Below are 13,617 nucleotides of genomic sequence, written 5' to 3'. Positions count from 1 at the left end.
TCGTAATTTGCTTCTTTATGCTGATAACTTTCTGTCTATGCTAATACTAAAATTTAGATGACTTTTATACGGTAAAATCTGGTATGAATTTTAAAGATACTCTTCCCGGGGTGTTTCTCTGTGTCGCTATGTTTGCATGTGGTCATGCCAGGGCGAATATGCTCGTTTATCCCATGGCGGCAGAAATTAATAGTAGCCGCGAAGAGGCCACCTCGCTGTTCGTCTATTCTAAATCAGATCATGTGCAATATATTCGAACAAGAATCATGCGTATTGAACACCCCGGTATGCCACAGGAGAAGGAGGTACCAGCAGGGAATGATATAGAGACAGGACTTGTTGTCTCCCCGGAGAAATTTGCTCTTTCCCCGGGAACAAAAAAAACAATACGTGTTATCAGTACTCAGGCACCGGAAAGAGAGGAAGCCTGGCGGGTATACTTCGAGGCTGTTCCTGAACTGGAAGATGATCCACAGGCAGGCGGAAAGCAAAATTCATCCGTAAGTGTGAATCTTGTCTGGGGGGTGTTGCTGCGTGTTTCTCCGTCAGACCCCAGGCCTGCGCTGGTAACGGACGGTCACCACCTGCTGAATACGGGAAACACACGGCTTTCTCTTATTCGGGCTGGCAACTGCGACACCACATGCCACTGGCAGAATATAGGCAAAAGTATTTATCCCGGCGGGAGTGCTGATATTCCGGCCGGAATAAAAAGTAATGCATTTCGTGTGGAATATCGTACGGGTGCAAATTCACCGGTAATCTCTGCTGATTTAACAGCAGCCGGAAAGTAAAAACACACGGAGCGTACGCTATACCCTACATTTATTCTCAGGGGGAGCGGATGTATACCGAGTGTACATATATCACTGTAATAAACAACAAAGCAAGGTTATTTTTTATGAACATGAAAACATCTTTTATTGCCGCAGCTGTGGCATTGGCCACCGTTTATTCTTTTTCTGTTTCTGCGGTTCAGAAGGATATTACCGTCACTGCCAATATTGACAGTACACTTGAACTGCTGCAGGCCGATGGTTCATCCCTCCCGTCGACTATGAAGCTGGATTTCATGCCGGGTAAGGGCCTGGTCCATAAATCACTCCAGACCCGCCTTTACAGCAACGATCAGACCAAGTCGGTTAATGTAAAACTGTTGAATGCTCCACAACTTATCAACGTCCTGGATCCCACCAAAACCATTGATATGGAAGTGACTCTGGGAGGACGGTCACTGACCACCACCAATTCTGTACTGGAAGCTAAAACCCTGTTCCCGGACGGAAAAACTGGCGATGCTTCAGCTCTGCTGAACCTGGATATTGGTCAGAAGGCTGGAGCAGCCTTACAAAACCTGCCTGCCGGTGAATACAGCGGATTGGTCAGTCTGGTGATTTCACAGGCTGTCACTGCCGGCTAATAACTGGTTATTAGCTCTTCATCTGATCCGGTTTTGGGGGGGCACCGTTCGTACCTGAACCGGATCCGGTATTGATCTTATTATTCATTGCAATTCAGGTCTCTTTACGTGAGTCGTTATTTCTGGATGTATTATTTACTGGGATTGTGCAGTTTTACCAGCCAGGCAACTCTTATTCCCCCTCCTGGATTTGAATCTCTGCTGGAAGGACAGACTGAGCAAATTGAAGTGTTGCTACCAGGGCATTCACTGGGATTATTTCCGGTGGTGGTTAAACCGGACACCGTGCAGTTCATGTCCCCATTGATGGTACTTGAAAGCAGTGGGCTTGCCGCGTTGCCGGCCGCAGAACGGCAAAAAGCGCTGGCTGCACTCAGCCGTCCGTTGCTACGTAACAGCAATCTGGTCTGTGGTGTCTCAGAAGCAAAAGACAGCAGCGAGTGTGGTTACGTGGCAACAGATAAAGAGGATGTTGCGGTTATTTTTGATGAGAACAACGCTCAGTTATCTTTGTTTCTTAACCGGGACTGGTTGCCGGATGAAGAACGACGTGATAAACGCTGGCTGACTCCGACCCCGGAGGGTGTCAGCGCATTTATTCACCGCCAGACGCTGTATCTGAGTGATGATCTCCACAGTCGTAATATGACACTGAATGGTAGCGGTGCCCTGGGGCTTGGTGACGGTCGTTATCTGGGAGGCGACTGGGCGGCTATCTGGAATCAGTCAGAACATTACAATAACAGTCAGGCCTGGTTTGACAATCTGTTTGTCCGTCAGGATCTCGGCAATCAGTATTATCTCCAGGCTGGTCGGATGGATCAGCGGAATCTGTCCAGCGCCACGGGGGGGGATTTTGGGTTCAGTCTGCTTCCCCTGAGCCGGTTTGATGGATTACGAACCGGGACCACCCAAGCTTATGTTAACCATGAGGTGGACCATAATGCCACTCCGGTTATGGTTCAGGTTACCCGAAATGCCCGTATTGATATTTATCGTGGCAGCGAGTTGCTGGGGAGTCAGTTCCTGACCCCGGGAATGCATACCCTGGATACTCATTCTCTTCCACCGGGAAGCTATCCTCTGGCGTTGCGGGTGTATGAGGATGGGATTCTGCGGCGAACGGAGACCCAGCCCTTCAGTAAGGGGGGCAATAGCTTCAGTGCACAGACCCAGTGGTTTATTCAGGGCGGGCTGGAAGATACCGGGGATAAAGCCAGCCATTATGACGGTGAGACTGTCATGGCTGCCGGATTCCAAACTGGGCTGCGGAAAAATATCAGTCTGACCGAAGGTATCTCTCTGGCACATGAGGCCTGGTACAGTGAAACCCGACTGAATTCACAGCATGCAGTGCTGGATGGCACGCTGGACCTTTCTGCCGGGATACTGCATGGGACAGACAGCACGAGCGGTAACACTGAGCAGGTGACATACAACGACGGATTTTCCGCGAGTCTGTGGCGTAACCATACGGAAAGTGATGCCTGTAGTGGTCGTCATCCACAGTCAGTGCATGCCAGTATGACCTGCCAGACTTCGATGAACGCCTCCCTGTCGGTTTCGGTGGGGAACTGGTATGCCCTACTGGGATACAGTACCAGCAGGACAGAAGGTCGGCCGGTTTACCGGGGATATGATGATAACAGTGACAAAGAAAATGTGTTCTGGCGACAGGCATACATCCCTGCCTCTCACCGCGAATCTGCTCAGGCTAGTGCAACGTACAGCCTTAATATGGCTGGCATGAATATTAATACCCATGGGGGAGTATGGCGAACCCGAAATGACGGAATGAATGATGATGGCTTGTTTATGAGTGTCAGTGTGTCATATGCCTCTCAACCACCGACAATGACTGGCAGTAATAGGTATACCTCAGCCGGGACCGATATTCACAGTAGCCGGAATCAAAAAACACAGACGTCCTGGAATGTGAACCATGTGAGATCCTGGCAGCAGGATCTGTATCGTGAACTGTCGGTGGGTTTCTCCGGTTATAACGACGACAGCTGGAGCGGGAGTCTCGGCGGACGCATGAGCGGCCGTATGGGTGAACTGAGCGCCACTATCAGTAACTCCCATCAACGTAATGCGGGCAGCGCCAGTTCACTCACCGCTGGCTACAGCTCGTCTCTGGCGTTATCCCGTAATGGACTGTTCTGGGGAGGTGGTCAGGACGGTGAACCGGCCTCTGGCATGGCGGTGAACGTGGAGTCAGAGGGGGACGAGGGCAGTAGCGGGAAAGTAGTCAGCGTTCGTGGCAGCAGCCAGCCGTTCAGTCTCGGTTTTGGTCAGCAGTCGCTGTTGCTGATGGAAGGCTATAACGCCACGGAGGTGACCATTGAGGATGCAGGGGTTAGTTCACAGGGTATGGCAGGCGTAAAAGCGGGAGGGGGAAGCAGGTGTTACTTCCTGACACCCGGGCATCTGCTGGTTCACAACATCAGCGCCAGTATGAGCCGACTGTACGTTGGCCGCGTACTGGACAAGGATGGCAGACCGCTGCTGGACGCACAGCCACTGAACTATCCATTTTTGTCGTTGGGACCTTCCGGGCGATTTAGCCTGCAGAGCGAGCATAAAGAATCCAGCCTGTGGCTGCTGTCTAAAAACAGGATCCTGCGTTGTCCGATGTCAGTACATAAACGTCGGGATGTTATGCAGGTAGTGGGTGATGTGCGGTGTGAATTAAGTGACGTGGATGCCCTGCCACAGGCGTTGCAAATATCGCCGCGGGTCATCCGTTTGCTGAACGTGGCAGGTTTGCTGCGCCATTCCGTTCAGGAAGCCTGACGTAGAGATAAAGGCGTTAACTATGAGTAATAAAATGAAGTGGACGAGTATGACAGCCCATTGGTCAGCAATTATTAATTTCATCCGAAAATATGTTTATCCAGCAAGGATAATTGCCATCCTGCTGATGGCTGGCGCTACACTGCCACAAGTCGCCGATGCGATTACCGTCGACCTGAATTACGACAAGAACAATGTAGCGGTCATCACTCCTGTCTGGTCCCAAGAATGGAGTGTAGCAAATGTGTTGGGGGGATGGGTATGTCGTTCAAACAGGAATGAAAATGAGGGGGCGTGTGAAGAAACACATTTGGTATGGTGGTATGCTTTTGGAGCTTATTCAAAAATTCGTCTGCGTTTCAGAGAACAAATCAGCCATGCTGAAATCACGCTCATACTGCTCGGCAGTGTTCGTGATGCCTGTTATACTGGTGTCATCAACATGAACGCTGCTGCATGTCAATGGGGTAGGTCGCTGAAACTTAGGATACCTTCAGAAGAGCTTGCGAAGATACCTACAAGCGGAACATGGAAAGCAACGTTAGTCCTGGATTATTTACAATGGGGCGGAGACGATCCTTTAGGCACATCAACTACAGATATCACGCTGAATGTAACAGACCACTTTGCTGAAAATGCGGCTATTTACTTTCCGCAATTTGGTACAGCAACGCCCCGGGTGGACCTGAATCTTCACCGGATGAATGCCTCACAAATGTCGGGCAGGGCTAATCTGGATATGTGTCTGTATGACGGAGGTGTGAAAGCCCGTTCATTACAGATGAAGATAGAAGGAAGCAATAAGTCAGGTACGGGATTTCAGGTTATAAAGAGCGATTCTGCTGATACGATTGATTATGCGGTCAGTATGAATTATGGGGGACGAAGTATTCCTGTCACCCGTGGCGTGGAGTTCAGTCTGGATAACGTGGATAAAGCAGCAACGCGTCCGGTGGTACTTCCCGGGCAACGGCAGGCGGTACGTTGTGTGCCAGTGCCCCTTACCCTGACAACACAACCCTTTAACATCAGAGAGAAGCGTTCTGGTGAGTATCAGGGAACGCTGACAGTGACAATGCTGATGGGAACACAAACCCCCTGACAGTAATTATTTATTTTATTGATATCTTTCTTATATGGTTTTTTAAATCAGAGTTCTCTTTATATACTTGTTTTATTTAATAAAGAGAATCTATTCACTTATGAAAATCAATGCGTGAGGTTCTGCTTTCCTATGACTGTGTATTTAGATGATAAAGATAAAGAATTATTGAAAGAAATCCAAAAAGATTGTGCACAAACTTTATGGCAACTTGCATATAAAGTGGGACTTACGCCCACACCATGTTTCAAACGTTTAAAAAAACTTAAAGACAGGGGGGTTATCATTGGTCAGTTCGCTTTATTGGATAAAGAAAAACTAGGTCTTTCACTTAATGTCTTTATTATGATTAACATATCTGAGGAGCAATACGCTAGTATTTCTGAGAAAATAAAGTCAATGCCTGAGGTTATTGCCTTTTATCGAATTTCTGGATCATTTAATTATTTAATGCATACAGTATTTACAGATATGAACGATTACTATAGTTTTTATGAGAAAATAATATTAACTAATTCTTCAATTAGTGGATCTGCATCGAGCTTTGTTCTTGAGCAAATAAAGGAAACAAACGAACTGCCAGTGTGAAAGTGTGATGTGTACTTACTGATTTAATACATTATTATCCTTCTTACGGAACAACAACGGCAGATTGCGGCTGTTGAACAAGGATTTTAATCAGCAGTGGTGAAATTAAGCGGCACAGAATAACACAGCGGAATATCACATGGTTAAATATCACCCCGTGCATGTAACAAAAAACCGCATTAAAACAGATGATGTTACTGATATTTATTTCGTTGAACCCTTCTGGAAAAAAGGCGAAAACCACATAATTGAGTCATTGATGTTTTTTGAAGAGTTACAAAAGTCATTTAATTTATTCAACCATAAATATGGGTTAAATAAATATATACTCAGGATCCCCTGGGAATTTGTGCTCATACATATGGAAAGGATCAGTAAATTAAATAGCGTCGGGTTATTTGCTGTTTCTGTTGACTTTAATAACAACCACAAATTTCTGAGCGAGTACATCAGGAGTCGCAGAGATTATGGTATGGAAGTTTGGTTTGATTTTTGTGGTAAACATTCTTATTCCAGTGAAATTAAAAACCTTGGATTCTTTTTTCAGGCTTGCGTAGTGCCTCGTGATCCTAATTTTATTAGTAGTGTTTATCATTATCATAAGTTCCAAAAGATTCTTGTCGGGGATATAAATGATGTAGAACAGAGGGCCGTGTACCAGAACGAAGTTGATTACATGTATGGAATGCAATGGCCATCGTCATATGACGGTTTTTTCTTTCGGGATCATAAAAAAAATGAAACTTGGTGTATATAACAGAAGGAGTGAAAATTTGAATCAAAAATATCTTATTTATTTTTTGTTTAATTATTGTTTTGTTTTTTATTACGATTAAATATAAAGAACATCATTGTTCGTGCGGTGGGGAGGCTGGAAGTTTAGGGGATGACCGTTTATCAACAATTTTATTACAGCCACCATACGAATGGTTTATATATGCACTAGATGTATTATTTTAGTTTAATATATCGATGGTTGCTATTTGCATTGATGATGTTCCGTTACATTAAGGAATATACATCTGTATCTCGTTATACGCACACTCACATTACTAATCATTATTAATATGAGTGTGGTTCTTGTTTTACGCATGCATGGTTGCATGTGACGTTAAATTTAAATGAGCTGACTGTATGAATTCTAAATACTTTAGAGAGGTGTTTTTTGTCTCGGTAGTTGTTATATTATTATTTTATTTGGTGTTATTTGCAGCCAGTGCTCATGCTGAAGGCGGTTTCAGATCTGGAGGCATTGGGTTATTTATGACGGGAACAAGAGAGATGCTACTGTAGAGATAATAAATTCTGCTAAAGATTCCCCAATTCTTGTGCATTGACATCCTCCACGTCCTGAAGGGCGTGGGTTCCTGCTCCAACGGGCTGCCTGACTGCACGCTCCTTCCACAGGCAAGCACGGCGTGTCCCGCTCTAAAATGTTACGCGCGCCGTTTACATCGGCGTTCGCAGTATATCTTCATACCAGACACTTGTAAGTATCTCGCATAATCGTGCCATTCACATTTAGAGATCATACAACAGGACGGGACTGTTTTTGGGTAGCCGGAAGTTAAGCCCATACCAGAAACGTTGCAGTGTACTGAAAAATGGCGCCAGGTTGCACCTGTTCAACGATTTTCTGAAGGCGCAGGAGTATTCATTACTGATATCCTCCATTGCGCCTTCGGGAACCCACAGGACCAGCTATTTTACCGATAGTGTTTAAAAGGCGTAAGTAATGCCGAGCATGAAGTCATTGGAGGCAGCCTTTGTGTCTGCATCATAAGCGGTATGTTCATCACCAGCATAGTGATTTTTTGAAATGCTCACTTTGCCTGCATTAATGTATTTATAACTGGCGTCAATCATAATATTATCTGTTACAGCATATTTTGCACCGATACCTGCGCCCCAGGCAAAGTTATTTTTTGAAGCAGACAGAGTTTCATTAATACCAAAACCAACAGGAATGGTGTTATTACTTAGCTTCACATGAGCGAGGCCAACGCCTGCGCTGATATAGGGTGTAAATGCCGTACTATTGTGAAAATCATAATAACCATTAACTATGTAAGTGGTCATTCGGACCTGATTTTTTACATTTATGTGTACTGGCTGACCAAATGCAATAATATCCTGCCCGCCTTTAGCATCCGTCTCACCTCTGAAAGTGGTATCCAGTTCTAAACGTACTGGAAGCTGGAATGGATCATAAAAGTCATAACCGATAGCAACCCCGCCGCCAAAAACGCCTTTGGTACGGTCAGGTAACGTTGCATGACCATTGACTATCTCCTCCTGGCTGAAGGTTGAGTTGATTCCATAGACATTGACTACGGATGTCCCCGCTTTCCCGGTGATATAGATCCCTTCTTTTGCTGATGCAGTAGCGGACCAGGTTACCACAAGGGGAATGATGCAGACTGCGAAAAAGTTTTTCATTTCAGAACCTGCCTTAATATTGGGCTAAAAGACAAGTTTCACGGTATAGGGTGTGATATAACGATTACATAAACGAAGCCCAAAAAACGGTCTATTGTAACGCTGGGTTTTCTGTAAGCGGGTAAAAAATGAGATGAAGATTTTAAATAACAATACGATAATCGTCGGTATGGAAATCCATCTCCTCGCCAAATTGCCCCACGTACGGTTTCACTTCTACGTTGTGTAACGGGTAGTGTGAGATGGTGCGATGCTGTAAGAAAAAGATGAATTTGTACCCGACCTGGATAAAGCCCGTTATCCAGGAATAACGGGCAAAAATATTTACTCAAGTGCTTGGGCGAGATCTTGTTGTACCTGTTGACGCTGTTCTGGTGTTAAGACTTTGCTTAAATCAAAATAATATTTAACCCGATAATAGCGAGCCTGTTGTTCTATGTTACTGAAGGCTGCAAGCTGCTGTTTTACGGCGGCGTCATCCCATTTACCGGATTTAATCACCTCTATCAGCGCACCGTCTTTAATTCCCTTCATAGAAATCTGACTGACGTCGGTTTCCAGTTGTTGGTGAAGTTTTTTGATCCGGGTAATCTGATCGTTTGTCAGCTTCAGATGCTGGACAATAGGATCCTGGGCGGGCAGGGGAGGATTGGGAACAGCGGTGGCGAAAGCGCCAAAAGAAACGCCCGCCAGAGTCGCTGCCAGTAAAGTTGTGCGTACAAAGTTTTTCATGAAGATATCCTGATAAGGGAGTGATTAACCGTTTTTATTACCCACGAATGGCGAGCAATTATCTTAGAGCCTATCCCATTAGGGCTATTTTACTTGCCATTTTGGACCTGGGCAGTGCTCAAAATCCTCACGTACTACGTGTACGCTCCGGTTTTTGCGCGCTGTCCGTGTCCAAACTGACTGCGCCAATAACGCCTGGTGGGATAGGCTCTTAGTCAGAATACGTTGCCTGCCACATTACGCCACGCGAATTTGTTTTACGGAGAGTTACGGAGTGAAACAATCCCGCCGCGGTGAGCGGCAGGTTGCTTACAAGGTGAATGGATCGGCATCGCGCCAGGCTGGAAATTTTTCGCGATAGTCCTGCAAGGCGACGAGAGAAAGATCTGCATCGATACGTGTCGCCTGGTGTGGTTCGGCGGTGGCGATAATGTCGCCCTGGGGATTAATGATTCGGCTATCGCCGCGATAATGTAACCCGTTGCCATCGGTGCCAACCCGGTTGCAGCCTGCGACATAAGCCTGATTTTCAATAGCGCGCGCCGTCAGTAATGTTTGCCAGTGTAGCGAGCGCGGCGCGGGCCAGTTCGCTACATACAGCGCCAGATCGTAATCATTGCGGTTGCGCGACCATATCGGAAAGCGCAGATCGTAACAGATCAACGGCAGGATGCGCCAACCGCGCCACTGCACGATGATGCGTTTATCGCCTGCGGCATAATGTTGATGTTCATCCGCCATACGAAACAGATGGCGCTTATCATAGAGATGAACTTTGCCTTCCGGTTCAACCAGTAAGAAGCGATTTACGGCGCCGCGCTCAGTTTGTAGCGCCGCGCTGCCGGCAATCAGAGCGTCAGTTTGTCGGGCTTTGGCCTGCATCCACGTAATCACGCTATCTTGCGAAAGTGAGTTATTAGCGGCCTCCATCGCGAAGCCGGTGGTAAACATTTCAGGCAGAACAATCACATCCCGGCCAGATACGAGCTCTAGCTGTCTGTCAAAATGACGCAGGTTTGCCAGGCCGTCCATCCAGACTAAAGGTTGTTGCAACAGAGTAATTTTCAAACCAGACACGATCGGAGCTCCTCATTGAACAGCGTCTTTACACTGTAGCATGAGCAATAATAAAAAAGCGGCAAGAAAAAGCCCCGCGAAAGCGGGGCAGGAAAGACACGAGACTGATTATGCGGCTTCGACTTTACGCACTTTCTCCGGCAGCTTTACCGGTTTGGTCGCCAGCGCTTCAGGTTCAAAATCATCAACGTTGATACTGCGCAGGCGGCTCTCTTCCGCTTTCGCCAGGATGGCGGCTTCATCTTTATCTATAAGCCCTTTCGCCAGCGCATTGCGCGCCAGTTCATCCAGACGAGTAAACGGCAGATTTTTACCCAGTTCTTTGCAGATGCGCTGGTGGATAGGGTCGGCAGCGATGACATCACGCAGCGCTTCTTCCAGTAAACCGACCGGATTATGTTCGGCGGGCGTCAGATACTGACCGCGCCCAATACGTGAACGTGTGGCGTTCGGCACCTGTAGGATCTTCGCCACGGCGTGATCCAGCTTATCAGACGGCGCCAGATAATGACGGCCAGTCGGGAAGATCATCGCGGTGAGCAATCCGGCCACGACGCGGTTCGGGAAGTTCTGCAGCAGATCGTCCATCGCTTGTTCAGCACGATACAGCGCATCCTGTACGCCCCAGTGCACCAGCGGCAGGTCGGCTTCGTGGCGGCCTTCGTCGTCGTAACGCTTCAGTACGGCTGAGGCCAGATAAAGCTGACTCAACACATCGCCCAGACGCGTGGAGATACGCTCGCGGCGTTTCAGGCTGCCGCCCAGTACCGCCATTGACACGTCGGACAGCAGGGCCAGGTTTGCGCTCAGTCGGTTCAGATGCTGGTAATAACGCTTCGTGGCGTCGCCGGTTGGCGTATGGCTCGTTAATCCGCGGGTCAGGCCAAGCCAGAAACTGCGGACGGTATTGCTGCCGACATGGCCAATATGTTTAAACAACAGTTTATCAAAGGCATTCACATCATTATTCTGCGCTGCGGCCATCTCTTCCAGTACATAAGGATGGCAGCGAATGGCGCCCTGACCAAAGATCATCATGCTACGGGTCAGGATATTCGCGCCTTCCACGGTGATCGCGATAGGCGCGCCCTGGTAAGCACGCGCCAGGAAGTTGCTCTCGCCCAGCATAATGCCTTTACCCCCAGTGATATCCATCGCGTCGATAATGGACTGCTGGCCGCGGTGGGTGCAGTGGTACTTCACGATAGCCGACAGTACCGCCGGTTTTTCGCCTAGCATAATGCCGTAGGTGATTAACGATGCGGCGGCATCCATCACATAAGCGTTACCTGCAATACGCGCCAGCGGTTCTTCAATACCTTCCATCTTGCCGATAGAAATTTTGAACTGACGACGAATGTGAGCATAGGCGCCGGTTGCCAGCGCGACGGATTTCACCCCGCCAGTGGAGTTGGACGGCAGGGTAATACCGCGTCCTACCGACAAACATTCCACCAGCATACGCCAGCCCTGTCCGGCCATTTTGGGGCCGCCGATAATATAATCAATAGGCACGAAAATATCGTTACCGCGGGTTGGGCCATTCTGGAACGGAACGTTAAGCGGGAAGTGACGACGACCAATTTCCACACCCGGCGTTGAGGTGGGGATCAGGGCGCAGGTAATACCCAGCTCTTCTTCTCCGCCTAACAATCTATCCGGATCGGAAAGCTTAAACGCCAAGCCCAACACGGTAGCTATCGGCGCCAGCGTAATGTAACGCTTGTTCCAGGTCAGACGCATACCCAGCACCTGCTGGCCCTGCCATTCGCCCATGCAAACCACGCCGGTATCCGGAATAGCGCCTGCATCAGAACCTGCTTCCGGGCTGGTCAGCGCAAAGCAGGGGATTTCTTGGCCGCGCGCCAGTCGCGGCAGATAGTGATTCTTCTGCTCTTCCGTACCATAGTGCTGCAACAGCTCGCCAGGGCCGAGTGAGTTTGGAACGCCGACGGTGATAGCCAGAATCCCGGAGACGCCGGACAGTTTTTGCAGTACACGGGACTGCACATAAGCGGAGAACTCCAGCCCGCCGTACTCTTTTTTAATGATCATCGCAAAAAAACGATGCTCTTTCAGGTAAGCCCACAGTTCCGGCGGCAGATCCGCCAGTTCATGGGTAATCTGGAAATCGTTCGCCATCCGGCACGCTTCTTCTACCGGGCCGTCGAGAAACGCTTGCTCTTCGGCAGTGAGTTGCGGTTGCGGATAGTTGTGCAGTTTTTTCCAGTCAGGCTTGCCCTGGAACAGATCGCCTTCCCACCAGGTTGTACCGGCATCAATCGCTTCTTTCTCAGTGCGCGACATCGGCGGCATGACCTTACGGAAGCCGCGGAACACCGGTGCGGAAATCATTGATTTTCGCATCGGTGTGAGGTTAAACGGCACGAGGATAATGGCCAGAGGAACCAACAGCCAGATGGACCACAGGCCAGCGACGCCAAGTGCGGCGGTCCAGGCGAGCAGAATCAGGCTGCTGAGAAATAAACTCACGCGGTGATAGAACAATGCGCCGAGCAGAACAACCGTAGCGATAATACTCAAAATCATCATAACGAAAAGCTCCCTTGCTTGTAGGAGGTCTGACCACTTGTGATGATTAGGTTGTAGTGGATGTAAAATCTTTTAGCAATGTGTTTACAAAATAATTACAACAAAGCTCACATTGTTGCCGTTTTTGGGGGCACGAAAAATCAAAAGCGTGAGGCGTTAATTCGGCTTATGCTTCTCGCCTGTACTGCTATCCGGTACACTGCATACTGTCATTTACATTCATGCTGAAGGATATCCTCATGTACCAGGATCTTATTCGTAACGAACTGAACGAAGCGGCGGAAACGCTGGCTAATTTTTTAAAAGATGACGCCAATATTCACGCCATTCAGCGCGCGGCGGTCCTGTTGGCTGACAGTTTTAAAGCGGGTGGTAAGGTACTTTCCTGCGGTAACGGCGGCTCCCATTGCGATGCGATGCACTTTGCTGAAGAGCTGACAGGTCGTTATCGTGAAAATCGTCCGGGCTACCCGGCAATTGCGATTTCTGATGTTAGCCATATATCCTGCGTCAGTAATGATTTTGGCTATGACTATATTTTCTCTCGTTACGTTGAGGCGGTAGGGCGCGAAGGCGATGTCCTGTTAGGGATCTCGACGTCGGGTAACTCTGGTAACGTGATTAAAGCGATTGCCGCGGCCCGTGAAAAAGGCATGAAAGTGATTACGTTGACCGGCAAAGACGGCGGCAAAATGGCGGGAACGGCGGATATTGAAATTCGCGTACCGCACTTCGGTTATGCCGATCGTATTCAGGAAATTCATATCAAAGTGATTCATATCCTGATTCAGTTGATCGAAAAAGAGATGGTTAAATAAGCCGATAATTTTTGCCGGTCTTATCGGGCCTGGAACGAGTAGGCCCGATAAGCGAAGCGCCATCGGGCATTGTGCCGGATGGCGACGCAAGC

Annotated in this window: 11 protein-coding genes and 2 pseudogenes; 8 read left to right on the top strand and 5 right to left on the bottom strand. The window is 48.2% G+C overall.

Annotation, left to right across the window (positions count from 1 at the left end; translation table 11 throughout):
- The first annotated feature begins 83 nt into the window (after window positions 1-83).
- The 6 genes from tcfA to tioA all read left to right on the top strand — a co-directional run bounded on the left by tcfA (window position 84) and on the right by tioA (window position 6,663).
- Entirely contained in the window at window positions 84-794 is a 711-nt protein-coding gene (gene tcfA, locus AAYN39_RS03105) for a fimbrial chaperone TcfA (RefSeq protein WP_001009503.1), read from the top strand.
- 50 nt (window positions 795-844) lie between these two features.
- A complete protein-coding gene (gene tcfB / locus AAYN39_RS03100; protein ID WP_000287810.1) occupies window positions 845-1,420 on the top strand; it encodes a fimbrial protein TcfB in 576 nt (191 codons plus the stop codon).
- Window positions 1,421-1,528: 108 nt separating this feature from the next.
- A complete protein-coding gene (gene tcfC, locus AAYN39_RS03095) occupies window positions 1,529-4,216 on the top strand; it encodes a fimbrial outer membrane usher protein TcfC (RefSeq protein WP_000092509.1) in 2,688 nt (895 codons plus the stop codon).
- Window positions 4,217-4,238: 22 nt separating this feature from the next.
- Entirely contained in the window at window positions 4,239-5,318 is a 1,080-nt protein-coding gene (gene tcfD, locus AAYN39_RS03090) for a fimbrial protein TcfD (RefSeq protein WP_000066477.1), read from the top strand.
- A gap of 132 nt (window positions 5,319-5,450) precedes the next feature.
- Window positions 5,451-5,906 carry an Lrp/AsnC family transcriptional regulator gene (locus tag AAYN39_RS03085; RefSeq protein ID WP_000219490.1) on the top strand — a complete coding sequence of 152 codons (456 nt, stop codon included), beginning with the start codon at window positions 5,451-5,453 and terminating at the stop codon, window positions 5,904-5,906.
- A 139-nt stretch (window positions 5,907-6,045) separates the two neighbouring features.
- Complete coding sequence (gene tioA / locus AAYN39_RS03080) at window positions 6,046-6,663, top strand: protein TioA (RefSeq protein ID WP_000241754.1); 618 nt, start codon at window positions 6,046-6,048, stop codon at window positions 6,661-6,663.
- 601 nt (window positions 6,664-7,264) lie between these two features.
- Here the strand turns inward: tioA and AAYN39_RS03075 are convergent.
- Window positions 7,265-7,398: pseudogene (locus tag AAYN39_RS03075) on the bottom strand (RNA-guided endonuclease TnpB family protein); the annotation flags it as partial.
- A gap of 35 nt (window positions 7,399-7,433) precedes the next feature.
- On the opposite strand from AAYN39_RS03075, the pseudogene AAYN39_RS03070 reads away from it, so the two are divergent.
- Window positions 7,434-7,622 (top strand): annotated as a pseudogene (locus AAYN39_RS03070) (hypothetical protein).
- 3 nt (window positions 7,623-7,625) lie between these two features.
- Here the strand turns inward: AAYN39_RS03070 and pagN are convergent.
- The 4 genes from pagN to fadE form a co-directional block, all read right to left on the bottom strand.
- Window positions 7,626-8,345 (bottom strand): adhesin/invasin protein PagN, encoded by a 720-nt coding sequence (gene pagN, locus AAYN39_RS03065; protein ID WP_000787614.1) that lies wholly within the window; start codon window positions 8,343-8,345, stop codon window positions 7,626-7,628.
- Between the two features lie 324 nt (window positions 8,346-8,669).
- The gene (locus tag AAYN39_RS03060) at window positions 8,670-9,077 is read right to left on the bottom strand and encodes a Spy/CpxP family protein refolding chaperone (RefSeq protein ID WP_000788200.1); all 408 of its coding nucleotides are present in this window, start codon (window positions 9,075-9,077) and stop codon (window positions 8,670-8,672) included.
- 309 nt (window positions 9,078-9,386) lie between these two features.
- Window positions 9,387-10,154: an amidohydrolase gene (locus AAYN39_RS03055; RefSeq protein ID WP_000015775.1), complete on the bottom strand. Its 768-nt coding sequence runs from the start codon at window positions 10,152-10,154 to the stop codon at window positions 9,387-9,389.
- 108 nt (window positions 10,155-10,262) lie between these two features.
- Window positions 10,263-12,707, bottom strand: coding sequence for an acyl-CoA dehydrogenase FadE (gene fadE, locus AAYN39_RS03050; RefSeq protein WP_000973055.1), 2,445 nt, complete (start codon window positions 12,705-12,707; stop codon window positions 10,263-10,265).
- A 239-nt stretch (window positions 12,708-12,946) separates the two neighbouring features.
- Here fadE and lpcA point away from each other — a divergent pair, with 239 nt between their 5' ends.
- Complete coding sequence (gene lpcA / locus AAYN39_RS03045) at window positions 12,947-13,525, top strand: D-sedoheptulose 7-phosphate isomerase (protein ID WP_000284051.1); 579 nt, start codon at window positions 12,947-12,949, stop codon at window positions 13,523-13,525.
- Window positions 13,526-13,617 lie beyond the last annotated feature (92 nt).

It is taken from the genome of Salmonella sp. K21076, assembly GCF_039650795.1.
Lineage (GTDB): Bacteria > Pseudomonadota > Gammaproteobacteria > Enterobacterales > Enterobacteriaceae > Salmonella > Salmonella enterica.
This window is presented reverse-complemented; position numbering and strand designations above follow the sequence as displayed.

Coding starts and splice junctions, on each gene's coding strand:
- pagN (WP_000787614.1), bottom strand. CDS start 8,345: ATGAAAAACTTTTTCGCAGTCTGCATCATTCCCCTTGTGGTAACCTGG.
- tcfD (WP_000066477.1), top strand. CDS start 4,239: ATGAGTAATAAAATGAAGTGGACGAGTATGACAGCCCATTGGTCAGCA.
- tioA (WP_000241754.1), top strand. CDS start 6,046: ATGGTTAAATATCACCCCGTGCATGTAACAAAAAACCGCATTAAAACA.
- AAYN39_RS03085 (WP_000219490.1), top strand. CDS start 5,451: ATGACTGTGTATTTAGATGATAAAGATAAAGAATTATTGAAAGAAATC.
- AAYN39_RS03060 (WP_000788200.1), bottom strand. CDS start 9,077: ATGAAAAACTTTGTACGCACAACTTTACTGGCAGCGACTCTGGCGGGC.
- tcfA (WP_001009503.1), top strand. CDS start 84: ATGAATTTTAAAGATACTCTTCCCGGGGTGTTTCTCTGTGTCGCTATG.
- tcfB (WP_000287810.1), top strand. CDS start 845: ATGTATACCGAGTGTACATATATCACTGTAATAAACAACAAAGCAAGG.
- fadE (WP_000973055.1), bottom strand. CDS start 12,707: ATGATGATTTTGAGTATTATCGCTACGGTTGTTCTGCTCGGCGCATTG.
- lpcA (WP_000284051.1), top strand. CDS start 12,947: ATGTACCAGGATCTTATTCGTAACGAACTGAACGAAGCGGCGGAAACG.